The following is a 12,500-nucleotide window of genomic DNA, read 5'->3' as shown; positions in this document are numbered from 1 at the left end:
GAGGTAATCGTGCCCAAATCCAAGGTCCGGAAGAAGAACGACTTCACCGTCAGCGCGGTCAGCCGCACGCCGGTGAAAGTGAAGGTCGGGCCGTCCAGCGTCTGGTTCGTCTGTTTGTTCGTCGGCCTCATGCTGATCGGGCTGGTCTGGTTGATGGTGTTCCAATTGGCCGCGGTCGGAAGCCAGGCGCCGGCGGCCCTGAACTGGATGGCCCAACTCGGCCCGTGGAACTACGCCATCGCGTTCGCCTTCATGATCACCGGGTTGTTGCTCACGATGCGCTGGCACTGAGCCGGGTCGCCGAGGTAATGAATTCATCTTGGGGTCCCTCTGTAACTGGCTCAGCAACGTTGCGGTCAACCAATCACACGCGTGTGATTTATCCCCACTGTTGATAGCGCTTGTGGATAACCGCATAGGCAGTGGTGGGAGGGGCTAGCCGGCCCATGCAGCAAACACATTGGGCGCCGCCCGCGGCGGGAATCGCTGGTTGCGGCGTCGCGGGCATTTTGATGGCTACCGCTAGTGTGACCGTAGTCACAGACGCGCCGGCCCGCATTTTGGGGGGCATTGCCGCGGCGGGTCTGATCTTGTTTGCGGGCATGACGTGGCGCGCGCGCCCCCGACTGGCAATTACCCCCGGTGGGCTGGTGCTGCGCGGCTGGTTCAAAACGCAGGTATTGCAGCATTCCGGCATCAAGATCATCCGGATCACCGAGTTCCGTCGCCACGGGCGCACGATGCGGCTGCTCGAGGTCGAATCGGTCGACGGTGGGCTGGTGGTCTTCTCGCGTTGGGACCTCGGGGCGGACCCTTTGACGGTGCTCGACGCGCTCACGGCCGCCGGCTACGCGGGCGGTAAGCCCCGCTGACCGGAAGTCGCTCTAGGAGATCGTGATCGACTCGATGACGACCGGCTCGGTGGGGCGGTCGTTGCCGTCGGTCGCGGTCGTCGCGATCGCGTCGACGACCTTCTGCGAGTCGGCGTCGGTCACCTCACCGAAGATCGTGTGGCGCCGGTTCAAGTGGGGCGTGTCGGCCACGGTGATGAAGAACTGCGACCCGTTGGTGCCCGGACCGGCGTTGGCCATCGCCAGCAGGTAGGGCTTGTCGAATTGCAGCTCGGGGTGGAACTCGTCGGCGAACTTGTACCCCGGACCGCCGCGACCCGTGCCGGTCGGGTCGCCGCCCTGGATCATGAAGCCCCTGATCACCCGGTGGAAGACGGCGCCGTCGTAGAACGGGCCCGACGGGCCGCCCGAGGCGTTCTGCGTCGAGTACTCCTTGGTGCCCTGCGCGAGGCCGACGAAGTTGGCGACGGTCTTAGGCGCGTGGTTTCCGAAGAGGGCAACCTTGATGTCTCCGCGGTTGGTGTGCAGCGTTGCGGTGGCGGTCTGAATGGGGCTGTTAGTCACGGGCTTAGAGTCTGCCATCACGCGCGGGCATGCCCGCACTCGGTACCGAAACACGAGCGCGCACAATGGGCCCGGGCGTGTCAGGCTGATGGGGCACCGGACGATCGGCACAGAAGGGCGGCAGAGATGAGCGCGAAGACGGAATCCCGGCTGAGCCCACGCGAACGACTGGCCCGCGGATTGACCTATTCGACGGTGGGACCGGTGGATGTCACGCGGGGGCTCGTCGGGCTGGGAGCCCACTCCGCGCAGTCGACCGCGTCGGGGCTGCGCCGCCGCTACCGGGAGGGCCGGCTCGCCCGCGAAATCGCCGCGGCCCAAGAGACACTGGCCTCGGAGCTGGCCGCCGCGCAAGAGGTGGTCTCGGGGCTGCCGCAGGCGCTGCAGGACGCGCGCCGCTCCCAGCGCCGCAGGCCGCGCCCCTGGGTGCTGGCCGGCGCCGCCGTCGCCGTCCTGGCGGGCGGAGCCGTCGCGTTCAGCATCGTCCGCCGCTCGATGCGGTCCGAGGAGCCGTCGCCCCGCCCCCCGAGCGTCGACGTGCAGTCCCGCCCCTAGCGGGCCTGGGTCACGGCCAGCCGAAGGCGTTCCCGGCGCCGGACCAGGATGCTCGGCAGCCATTCCCCGACGTCGGTCGCCTCGATCCACGACGTGCGCGCGAGCAGCATGCGCAGCACGATGTGGGCCTCCAGGCGCGCCAGTGCCGCGCCGACGCAGAAGTGGACGCCCTTGCCGAAGCTGACATGGCTTTTGGTGGCGGTGCGGTCGAGGCGGAATTCGTCCGGGGCGTCGAAGTGCGCCGGGTCGCGGTTGGCCGCCCCCCACATCAGCAGCAGGTGTGCGCCGGCCGGCACGTCGACCCCGGCGAGCGTGGTGTCGCGCCACACGTGCCGGTAGTGACCGCGGAACGGGGCCTCGAAGCGCAACGTCTCTTCGATGAAAGCGCCGAGCAATTCCGGGTTTTCGCGCAGCTGGCGTTGGATGGCGGGGCGATCGGTGAGAATCCACGCCGCGCTGCCCAGCAGCGATGCCGTCGATTCGCCGGCGGCGCTGAAGAGCGTGAGCATGATGCCCAGCGCCGGCAGCTGCTCTAGTTCCCCCGCCGCGCAGCGCGCGGCCAGGTCGGCGATGAGGCCGGATTCGGCGCCGGCGCTTGCCTTTTCGAAATGCGCCACGACGTATTGCGACAGCTCCAGCGCGGCGGCGAACGCCTCCTCGAGCCGGTCGGGGGTGACGATGCCGTCGAGCAGTGTGGTGGTGGCGTAGCCGAGCCGAATGAGTCGGTCGACGTCGTCGTTGGGCAGGCCCAGCAGCTTGGTGACCACCATCATCGGCAACCGGTTGGCCATTGCGCTCATCCACTCGATCTGGCCGTCGCGAAGGTTCTCCTCCCACAACCGGTCGGCGGTGTCGGCGGCGAATTCCTCGATGACCCGGACGCGCTTGGCCGACAAGTGGGGGAGCAGGATCTTGCGATGGATCGCGTGCGTCGGGTCGTCCGCGGTGGCCAGGGCGTGCGCGGCCTGTCCCGCCGGCGCCATGTCGAACGGCGTGACCGTGCCGTCGTCGTTGAAGAGCATGGTCGCGGTGAGATTCGACGAGAAGTCGTCGACCCGCTCGACGGCCTCTAGTACCGCGTCCCAGCCGCACACCGCGTAGAACACCGAGTCGCCGATGCGGTGCACCGGCGCCTCCGCGCGCATGCGCTCATACAGCGGATAGGGGTCCTGCAACGCGTCGGCGCCGAAGAACCGGATCGGGGACTCCAAGACCGGCATGGGTTCACCCTCGGCCGCGCTGACCTGCGGCGTCAATGGGTCGTGGCGAAGTTGAGGGGCCGTCGGCCCCGGGACCGGTAGCGGGCGCGCGCCCGGCTCCGGCCCGAGCAGCGCATTGACTTGAGAATTATCTGTCGGAAATTCTCATAATGAGAGAAGTATTTCCATCGACTACTGCGAAGGGGCGTGGGACGGATGCCGCGCGACGACTGGTTGGTGGGGCGCGATCGCCGCAGCGAAGCGACCGCGCGGATTTACACCGCGGCCGCGGACCTCATAGCTCGCCGGGGATACGAGGCGTTCACGATCGAAGCCCTGGCGGCCACTGTTCACTGCTCGCCCGCGACGATTTACCGCCACGCCGGCGGCAAGGGGGCCATTCGCGACGCCGTCGTCGCGCTCCATGCGGTGCGCATCGTGGACGCCGCACGGGAAGCCATCCGAGGTCTCGAGGGCCCGGATCGGGTGGTGACCGCCACCAACGTCGCGTTGCAGCGGCTGCGCTCCGATCCGCTGGCCTACCTCATGCGGTCGATACACGCGACGCCCGTCAACGACTGGCTCACCAACTCACCCGCGGTCACCGCCCTGGCCGCCGAAATGCTCGGGGAGGATGACCCCGACCCGCTCGCCGCGCAGTGGCTGATCCGCGTCTTTCTGGCGCTGTGGTGCTGGCCCGTCAAAGACCCGGCGGCCGAACGCGCGCTGGTGCAACGCTTCCTCGGCTCGTCGTACGCGAAAGGGTGATCGTTCGACAGGGGGATCGGACCCGGATCCCCACGGCATTCATATCTTCACGCCGACGAATACTGTTTGCGGGCCCCGATTTCAAACGCCGCACATAGCTTGCGGCCGCACGGCCGCTTTTTCAATACGAATTCTGTTGTGTTCCGTGTCGAATTCATATGGTTGTGGCTATTGGGCGGGTTTTGGTATTCGGGAAATTTGAATCAGCGTGAACGTTGACGAAAGTGCGCAGGTCAACGTGTGTTCTGTGTTGATCAGAACCGCGGGATGCGGGGTGCGCTACTTATATCGTCCGGTGGCGACAACCAAAACTTTGAAAGGGAACTCCGATGTCTTTCGTAAGCGCTTATCCGGAGAAACTCGCCGCGGCCGCCGCCAATCTTCAGTCCATCGGTGACACGTTGAACGCCGGCATCGCGGCCGCGTCCGCGCCGACGCTCGGCGTCGTTCCCGCCGCGGCGGACGAGGTGTCCGCCCTGACCGCGGCGCAGTTCGCCGTCCATGCCCAGCGGTACCAGGCGCTGGGCGCTCAGGCGGCGGTGATTCAGCAGTTGTTGGTGGCCACGCTGTCGGCGGGTGCGGCTTCGTACGCGGCGACCGAAGCCGCCAACGCGGCGTCGGCGGGCTGAGCGCGATGGACTACGGGCTGTTGCCCCCGGAGGTCAACTCCGGGCGGATGTACACCGGTCCGGGTGCGGGTTCGCTGGTCGCCGCCTCGACGGGCTGGGGCGAGCTCGCCGCCGACTTGCACTCGACCGCCGCCGGGTTCCAGTCGGTGATTTCCGCGCTGACCAGCGGCCCGTGGCTGGGTCCGGCGTCGACGTCGTTGGTGGCGGCCGCGACCCCCTACGTGGCGTGGCTGCAAAGCAGCGCAACGCATTCCGAGCTCGCCGCGACCCAGGCGGCGGCCGCGGCGGCCGCGCACGAGACGGCGTTCGCGATGACGGTGCCCCCGCCGGTCATCGCGGCCAATCGCGCGCTGTTGGCGGCGTTGCTCGCGACGAATTTCCTGGGACAAAACGCCCCCGCGATCGCGGCCACCGAGGGGGAGTATTTCGAAATGTGGGCTCAGGACGCGGCGGCGATGTACGCCTATTCGAGTTCGTCGGCGGCGGCCTCGCAGTTGACCGACTTCGAGCAGCCACCGCAGGTGGCCGATCCGTCCGGGGTGGCGCGGCAAGCCGCCGCGGTCTCGTCGGCCGTGGGCAATTCCGCCGCGGCCGATGTGCAGGGCTCGTTGCCGAATCTGAATTCGATCACCGCCGCGTTGAAGACGATGGCGGCGCCGTTCTCCAGCAAGACAATCGACGACTTCATCACGAGCAACACCTCGATCGACGACTTCATCACGTTGTACACCAAGTACATCAGCGGTTTCATGCCCACGGCCACGTCGACGGCGCAGGGCACGAACGCGATCGTCGCGCTGACGTCGTTCGTGAAGGGTCTGGCCCCGGCGGCGGCGTCGGCGGCCAAGGGGGCGGCGGCTCCGGCGGCCGCGGCGGGCGCGACCAATGTTGCGGCGAATGCCGGCGGGGCGGCGGCGGGTCTGGGGAAAGCGCTTCCGCTGGGCGCGTTGTCGGTGCCGCAGAGCTGGGCGCCGGTGAGCGCGGTGACCAATCCGGGCGTCGCGGCCCTCAACGCCACCGCGGCCCCGGCTGCGGCCGAAGGCATGGGCGCGTTGCCGATGGCTCCCTTCGGGACGATGGGCGGAAACCGTTACGGGCGAATGCTTCCGACCTACGGCTTCAAGCCCGCGGTGATGGCAAAGCCGCCAGCCGCCGGGTAGCGCGAGCGAATCAGCCGAAATCGGTGGAGAAATCGGTGGAGCCTAGGGGAATCGAACCCCTGACACCCGCCTTGCAAAGGCGGTGCTCTACCAACTGAGCTAAGGCCCCTCGTCGCGCGTCGGTGGCTGATCGGCTGGATCAGCCACCGCCACGTGCCAGACCTCGACGCCGCGCCGTGACCGCACCACCGCCGCCGCTACAGCGACCAGTGCCAGTGGCAATGCAAGTCTCACGCAGCGTCTGGACGGGCACATGGTTGTGGGCCTAGGAGGACTCGAACCTCCGACCTCTTCGTTATCAGCGAAGCGCTCTAACCGCCTGAGCTATAGGCCCATACTTCGCGTATGGCCGAGCGACGAGATTACCGCAATCGCCGCCCCACCCCCAAAAGCCCATGATCGCGCCGGCCCGCCGGCAGCCTTCCGCGAAAGTGCAATTACCGACACCTTCTCCCGGGCGATGCGTCGCCAGGCGCACTCTCGCGAATGCTCGGAGGCCGGACCTCCGCTAGTCGCGGTCGGCCAACGTGACTTCGATGCCGCCGATCAGATCGGTGGCCAGGTTGTAGACGAACGCGGCGATGGTGGCCATCGCCGTCAGCAGGACGATGTTGACCAGGCCGATCAACACGGCGCCGCCGAAGATCGTGCTGCTGGAGACCAGCTCGCCGCTGCTACCGCTGGTGTTGTTCAGCAGGTCGCCGACGTTGCTGTTCAGCTTGGCCCACACGCCCATGCCGCCGAGCACGAGGTACAGGAACGCCACCGCGATCATCCACACGAAGAACAGCGCCACCGATAACAGCAGGGACACCTTCAACGTGCTCCACGGATCGATCCGGCGGATCTGCATGCTGGCCCGGACGGGACCCCGGGTCCGCCGCGACACCTGGACGCGGTTGTCGCGGGCTTCCCGGTTTTCCGGGCCGTCGGAGGTCGCCGCCCGGCCCGAGCCCTCGGCGCCGCGATCCGGCGCGGGCTTGCGCTGCGGGGGTCGCGGCAGCGGGCCGGACAGGTCGGGCAGCTCGCTGGCGTAGGCCTCGGCGGGTGGTCCGTCCTTGGCGCGAGCGGCGGCCGCGCCGGGGGCGGCGGTGCCGGAGATGAAGCGGTTCAGGCGGGCGTCGGCGCCGGCCGGCGGGCCCGATGGCCTCGGCTCGGGGTGGGGTTCAGGCTCGCGTTGGGTCGCGTGCGACGGGCGACCGCCGCCGCGCTGTCGGGGTGGTGCACCGCCGGCGTCCTGGCTGTGACCGGCTTGCGTGGGCGCCGCGCGGTGCGCGCCGGCACGCTCGGCCACGCCGTCCCCATTAAGGCCGTCGCCCTGTTTGGGGGCGCCCGGCTCGTTCGGTGAGGTCACCCCGACTCCTTAGAACTGTTAGCGCGTCGTCGGGCCGAGTCTATTGCCTGAAGCGGGGCCCGTACCCACAGGACCGCCGCTTCGTCGGCATCGTGACCTGGCTAGCCTTCCGAATCCGCCTCGCCGTCGGCGTCCCCGACCGCCTCGTCGGCGGCTTCCTCGGCGTTGCGCGCTATGGCCAGCAGCGTGTTGTCCTCACCGAGGTTCATCAGCCGCACGCCCTTGGTTTGCCGTCCCGCTTTGCGGACTTGGCGCGCCGCCGTGCGGATCACGCCGCCCCCGGAGGTGATCGCGTACAGCTCGCTGTCGTCGTCGACGATCAGCGCGCCCACCAGCTTGCCGCGCCGGCGGTCGTATTGGACGGTCAGCACTCCCTTGCCGCCGCGGCCCTGCACCGGGTACTCCTCGATCGCGGTCCGCTTGGCGTAACCGCCGGACGTGGCGACCAGCAGGTACGTATCCTCGCGAATCACGTTGAGCGACAACAGGTAATCGTCGGCGTTGAAGCGCATGCCCTGCACACCGGAGGTGGCCCGGCCCATCGGGCGCAGCGCCTCGTCGGTGGCCGAGAAGCGGATCGACTGCCCGTTGGCCGAGACCAGCAGCAGGTCCTCCTCCGACGAGCACAGCACCGCGCCCACCAGTTCGTCGCCGTCGCGCAGGTTGATCGCCACGATCCCGCCCGAGCGGTTGGAATCGAAGTCGGTCAGCTTGGTCTTCTTCACCAGGCCGTTGCGGGTGGCCAGCACCAGGTACGGGGCGTCCTCGTAGCTGCGGATCTGGATGACCTGCGCGATGCGCTCCTCGGGCTGGAAGGCCAGCAGGTTGGCGACGTGCTGGCCGCGCGCGGTCCGCGACGCCTCCGGCAGCTCGTAGGCCTTGGCCCGATACACCCGGCCCTGCGTGGTGAAGAACAGGATCCAGTCGTGGGTGGAGGACACGAAGAAGTGCTTGACGATGTCGTCCTGTTTGAGTCCGGCGCCCTGCACGCCCTTGCCGCCGCGCTTCTGGCTGCGGTACAGGTCGGTCTTGGTGCGCTTGGCGTACCCGGTCTCGGTGATGGTGACGACGACGTCCTCGCGGGCGATCAGGTCCTCGTCGCTGACCTCCCCGTCGGCGGCCACGATGCGGGTGCGGCGGTCGTCGCCGTGCTTGTCGACGATCTCGGTGAGTTCGTCGCGCACGATGCCGCGCTGGCGCTCCGGCTTGGCCAGGATGTCTTCCAGGTCGGCGATCTCGGCCTCGATCTTGGCCAGGTCGTCGATGATGCGCTGCCGCTCCAGGGCCGCCAGGCGGCGGAGCTGCATGTCCAGGATCGCCTGGGCCTGGATCTCGTCGATGTCGAGCAGCTCGATCAGGCCGGCGCGGGCGATGTCGACGGTCTCCGAGGCCCGGATCAACGCGATCACCTCGTCCAGCGCGTCCAGCGCCTTGACCAGGCCGCGCAGGATGTGGGCCCGTTCGTTGGCCTTGCGCAGCCGGTAGGTGGTGCGCCGCACGATGACGTCGAGTTGGTGCGCGACGTAGTGGCGGATCATCTGGTCCAGCCGCAGGGTGCGCGGCACCCCGTCGACGATGGCCAGCATGTTGGCGCCGAAGCTGGTCTGCAGCTGGGTGTGCTTGTAGAGGTTGTTGAGCACCACCTTGGCCACCGCATCGCGCTTGAGTTCCACGACGATGCGCAAGCCCACCCGGTCGCTGCTCTGGTCCTCGATGTTGGCGATGCCGGTGAGCTTGCCGTCGCGGACCTGTTCGGCGATCGAGGTGATGAAGTTGTCGTGGTTGACCTGATACGGCAACTCGGTGATCACCAAAGAAGTTCGGCCCCTGGCCTCTTCGACCTCGACAACGCCGCGCATCCGGATGGAGCCGCGGCCGGTCTTGTAGGCATCGCCGATGCCCTGCGAGCCGACGATCAGCCCGGAGGTGGGGAAGTCGGGGCCCTTGACCCGTTCCATGACGGCGGCCAGCGTGGCTTCCTCGTCGGCCTCGTGGTTTTCGAGGCACCAGAACACCGCCTCGGCCAGCTCGCGCAGGTTGTGCGGCGGGATGTTGGTCGCCATGCCGACCGCGATCCCGCCCGACCCGTTGGCCAGCAGGTTGGGGAACCGGCTCGGCAGCACCGTGGGTTCCTGGACCCGGCCGTCGTAGTTGGGGATGAAATCGACTGTCTCCTCGTCGATTTCGCGCAACATCTCCATCGCCAGCGGGGTCAGCCGGGCTTCGGTGTTGTGGCTGACGAACCCGTTGGTCAGGAATGCGTGGTCGTCGGTATCGACGCGCAGGCTGTAGACCGGCAGCACACCGGCATCGGTCACCGAGGCGACGCGCGCGTAGTAGAAGCGGCCGTCGGTGAGATCGGTGGCGATGGCGGCCGCGTCCGCGTCATCCCCATGGACGCGCAAGAACTCGGCCAGTCCGGGTACCTCGTCGACCGTGGGGATTATGCACGCCGCGCGTGGCGTTTTCCGTCCATAGGCCCCACGCTCGGCGCTCATGACAGCCCAGTCGCCCGGTCGAATCTCTTCGATCAGCTTCCATAGAAGCGTCGGCACACCACCAAGATTCACCAGGCACAGCAAGGGGTGGTTGGCCGTGCCCGTCAATTCGTGCCCGTCCACGGTGCGCACCCGAAACGTCGGGTGTTCGCCCGAGTGGAACAGCCGGTCCGCCGAGACCGGCAGGCCGTGCCGGTCGAGCACCTTCAGATCAATGGCGTTGTCGCTGTTCGGGTTTGCTTCCGGGACGACATCGGCAATGCGGATCGATTGGCCCTCTGGCAGCGCCACCAACGCATCCCCTGAGACGCAATAGCGCATCGCGGCCGGCGGGTCGTTGCCCGGCGAACCGAAGTTGCCCTGGCCGTCGACGAGCGGATAGCGCAGCGACCACGGCTGGGCCATGCGCACCAACGTGTCGTAGATCGACGCGTCGCCGTGCGGGTGGTAGTTGCCCATCGTCTCGGCCACCGACCGCGCCGACTTGGCGTGGCTGCGGTCGGGGCGGAACCCGGAGTCGTACATCGCGTACAGCACGCGGCGGTGTACCGGCTTGAGGCCGTCGCGCACCTCCGGCAGCGCGCGGCCCACGATCACGCTCATCGCGTAGTCGATGTAGCTGCGCTGCATCTCCTGCTGGATGTCGACCGGTTCGATGCGGTCGCCGGCTTCGTCGCCCGGCGGCAACGTGGTGTCAGTCATCTATTTCCTAAATTCCCTTAAACGTCCAAGAAGCGAACGTCTTTGGCATTGCGGGTGATAAAGCTGCGGCGCGCGTCGACGTCCTCGCCCATCAGGATCGAGAACAACTCGTCGGCGGCCGCGGCGTCGTCCAGCGTGACTTGGCGCAACACCCGCACGGACGGGTCCATGGTGGTCTCCCACAACTCCTTGGCGTCCATCTCGCCGAGACCCTTGTAGCGCTGGATGCCGTCTTCCTTGTTGATCTTCTTGCCGGACTTCAGGCCCGCCTCCAACAGGCCGTCGCGCTCGCGGTCGGAGTAGGCGAACTCGGGCTCGCTGCGCTGCCACTTCAGCTTGTACAGCGGCGGCTGCGCCAGGAACACGTGCCCGTTTTCGATCAGGGGCCGCATGAACCGGAACAACAGCGTCAGCAGCAGCGTCGAGATGTGTTGGCCGTCAACGTCGGCGTCGGCCATCAGCACGATCTTGTGGTAGCGCAGCTTGGTGATGTCGAACTCGTCGTGAATCCCGGTGCCCAGCGCGGTGATGATCGCCTGGACCTCGGTGTTCTTCAGGACCCGGTCGATGCGCGCCTTCTCGACGTTGATGATCTTGCCGCGCAACGGAAGGATCGCCTGGAACATCGAGTCGCGGCCGCTCTTGGCCGAGCCGCCGGCCGAGTCGCCCTCCACCACATACAGTTCGGACTTCCGGGGATCGGTGGAGCGGCAGTCGGCGAGCTTGCCCGGCAGCCCGCCGAGATCGGTGGCGCTCTTGCGCCGCACCAGCTCTCGCGCCTTGCGCGCAGCGATCCGCGCCTGCGCGGACGAGACCGCTTTGTTCACCACGGTTTTCGCTTCCGAGGGGTTGGCCTCGAACCAGTGCGTGAGCTGCTCGTTGCACACCTTCTGCACGAACGACTTGACCTCGGTGTTGCCCAGCTTGGTCTTGGTCTGACCCTCGAACTGCGGTTCGCTGACCTTCACCGAGATGACGGCGGCCAAGCCCTCCCGGATGTCGTCGCCGGTGAGGTTGGGGTCCTTGTCTTTCAACAGCTTCTTGTCTTTGGCGTACTTGTTCACCACCGACGTCAGAGCGCTGCGGAAACCCTCTTCGTGGGTGCCGCCCTCGTGGGTGTTGATGGTGTTGGCGAACGTGTGCACCGACTCCGAATAGCCGCCGTTCCACTGCATCGCGATTTCGACCTCATGGCCGGCGCCCTTGCCGTCGAAGTCGATGACGCTCTGCTGAATTGGGTTCTTGGTGCGGTTAATGTGCTTGACGAAGTCGACGAGGCCGCCGGGGTAGTGGAAGGTGCGGTGCTTGACCTTGTGCGGCGCGGTCGATTCCGCCGCCTTTTCCTCGGCGGTCTTGGGCGCGTCGGCGGTGTCGCTGACCACCTCGTCGACGACCTCGTCCTGGGTCACCCGCTCGTCGGTGAGCTCGATCGTCAAGCCCTTGTTGAGGAATGCCATTTCCTGCAGCCGGCGCGCGACGGTCTCGAAGTCGTATTCGGTGGTTTCGAAGATGTCCGGATCGGCCCAGAACCGGATGGTGGTCCCGGTCTTCTTCGTGGCCTCACCCTGCTTGAGGGTTCCCGGCACGGCGTGGTCGTAGAACTGCGACCACTCGTGCCCGTCGCGCGCGATGTCGACCTCGAGCCGGGTGGACAACGCGTTCACCACCGACACGCCGACGCCGTGCAGACCGCCACTGACGTTGTAGCCGCTGTTCTCGCCGCCGAACTTGCCGCCGGCGTGCAGCTGGGTCATCACCACGTCGACGGTGGGGGCGCCGGTGGCGTGCATCGCCACCGGGATACCGCGGCCGTTGTCGGCCACCTCGACGCCGCCGTCGTCGAGCAGCCGGACGTCGACCCGGTTTGCGAAACCGGCCATCGCCTCGTCCACCGAGTTGTCGACCACCTCCCAGATGAGGTGATGCAGACCACGCTCGCCGGTGGAGCCGATATACATGCCCGGGCGTTTGCGGACGGCCTCCAGCCCTTCCAGAACGGTGATCTGTTCGGCGCCGTATCCGGCTTGGGGCTTCTTCTTCTGGGCAGCCACGGTCGGAATGCTCTCCTTGGGGTTTCATGCGGGCGGTCCGGTCACCGCAGCAGTCGCATTCCATCACTCTACCGTGATCGGGGCCCCGGACCGTTTCTCCGGCGGCGTTTCTACCCAGCTAACCGCGCCGTGCACACGATTTCTTTCTTCCGGGCGCGTCCCGACGTGC

Annotated in this window: 11 protein-coding genes and 2 tRNA genes; 6 read left to right on the top strand and 7 right to left on the bottom strand. The window is 67.3% G+C overall.

Annotated features, from left to right (window positions below; all coding sequences use genetic code 11):
• Positions 1-9 precede the first annotated feature (9 nt).
• Positions 10-291 carry a cell division protein CrgA gene (gene crgA, locus AC5Y4Z_RS14825; RefSeq protein WP_066917062.1) on the top strand — a complete coding sequence of 94 codons (282 nt, stop codon included), beginning with the start codon at positions 10-12 and terminating at the stop codon, positions 289-291.
• A gap of 155 nt (positions 292-446) precedes the next feature.
• A complete protein-coding gene (locus AC5Y4Z_RS14820) occupies positions 447-872 on the top strand; it encodes a PH domain-containing protein (RefSeq protein ID WP_499965139.1) in 426 nt (141 codons plus the stop codon).
• A gap of 12 nt (positions 873-884) precedes the next feature.
• On the opposite strand, the gene AC5Y4Z_RS14815 is transcribed toward AC5Y4Z_RS14820, so the two are convergent.
• Positions 885-1,433: a peptidylprolyl isomerase gene (locus tag AC5Y4Z_RS14815; protein WP_499965137.1), complete on the bottom strand. Its 549-nt coding sequence runs from the start codon at positions 1,431-1,433 to the stop codon at positions 885-887.
• 108 nt (positions 1,434-1,541) lie between these two features.
• Here AC5Y4Z_RS14815 and cwsA point away from each other — a divergent pair, with 108 nt between their 5' ends.
• Entirely contained in the window at positions 1,542-1,970 is a 429-nt protein-coding gene (gene cwsA / locus AC5Y4Z_RS14810; protein ID WP_499965135.1) for a cell wall synthesis protein CwsA, read from the top strand.
• Here the strand turns inward: cwsA and AC5Y4Z_RS14805 are convergent.
• Positions 1,967-3,190, bottom strand: coding sequence for a cytochrome P450 (locus AC5Y4Z_RS14805; RefSeq protein WP_499965133.1), 1,224 nt, complete (start codon positions 3,188-3,190; stop codon positions 1,967-1,969). The genes cwsA and AC5Y4Z_RS14805 overlap by 4 nt on opposite strands.
• 195 nt (positions 3,191-3,385) lie before the next feature.
• Here AC5Y4Z_RS14805 and AC5Y4Z_RS14800 point away from each other — a divergent pair, with 195 nt between their 5' ends.
• From AC5Y4Z_RS14800 to AC5Y4Z_RS14790, 3 genes are all read left to right on the top strand, one after another.
• Positions 3,386-3,937 carry a TetR/AcrR family transcriptional regulator gene (locus AC5Y4Z_RS14800; protein ID WP_499965131.1) on the top strand — a complete coding sequence of 184 codons (552 nt, stop codon included), beginning with the start codon at positions 3,386-3,388 and terminating at the stop codon, positions 3,935-3,937.
• Between the two features lie 329 nt (positions 3,938-4,266).
• Entirely contained in the window at positions 4,267-4,566 is a 300-nt protein-coding gene (locus tag AC5Y4Z_RS14795; RefSeq protein ID WP_499965129.1) for a PE family protein, read from the top strand.
• A gap of 5 nt (positions 4,567-4,571) precedes the next feature.
• Positions 4,572-5,726: a PPE family protein gene (locus AC5Y4Z_RS14790; RefSeq protein WP_499965127.1), complete on the top strand. Its 1,155-nt coding sequence runs from the start codon at positions 4,572-4,574 to the stop codon at positions 5,724-5,726.
• A 36-nt stretch (positions 5,727-5,762) separates the two neighbouring features.
• Here the strand turns inward: AC5Y4Z_RS14790 and AC5Y4Z_RS14785 are convergent.
• The 5 genes from AC5Y4Z_RS14785 to gyrB form a co-directional block, all read right to left on the bottom strand.
• Positions 5,763-5,835 (bottom strand) — tRNA-Ala (locus AC5Y4Z_RS14785).
• Between the two features lie 151 nt (positions 5,836-5,986).
• A tRNA-Ile gene (locus AC5Y4Z_RS14780) sits at positions 5,987-6,060 on the bottom strand.
• A gap of 174 nt (positions 6,061-6,234) precedes the next feature.
• Complete coding sequence (locus AC5Y4Z_RS14775; RefSeq protein WP_499965125.1) at positions 6,235-7,080, bottom strand: DUF3566 domain-containing protein; 846 nt, start codon at positions 7,078-7,080, stop codon at positions 6,235-6,237.
• A 101-nt stretch (positions 7,081-7,181) separates the two neighbouring features.
• Positions 7,182-10,280: an intein-containing DNA gyrase subunit A gene (gene gyrA / locus AC5Y4Z_RS14770; RefSeq protein ID WP_499965123.1), complete on the bottom strand. Its 3,099-nt coding sequence runs from the start codon at positions 10,278-10,280 to the stop codon at positions 7,182-7,184.
• A gap of 17 nt (positions 10,281-10,297) precedes the next feature.
• Entirely contained in the window at positions 10,298-12,331 is a 2,034-nt protein-coding gene (gyrB, locus tag AC5Y4Z_RS14765) for a DNA topoisomerase (ATP-hydrolyzing) subunit B (protein WP_499965121.1), read from the bottom strand.
• Positions 12,332-12,500 lie beyond the last annotated feature (169 nt).

It is taken from the genome of Mycobacterium sp. NGS63 (assembly GCF_059812295.1).
The sequence above is the reverse complement of the archived record's forward strand: the minus strand, read 5'-3'. Positions and strand labels throughout refer to the sequence as shown.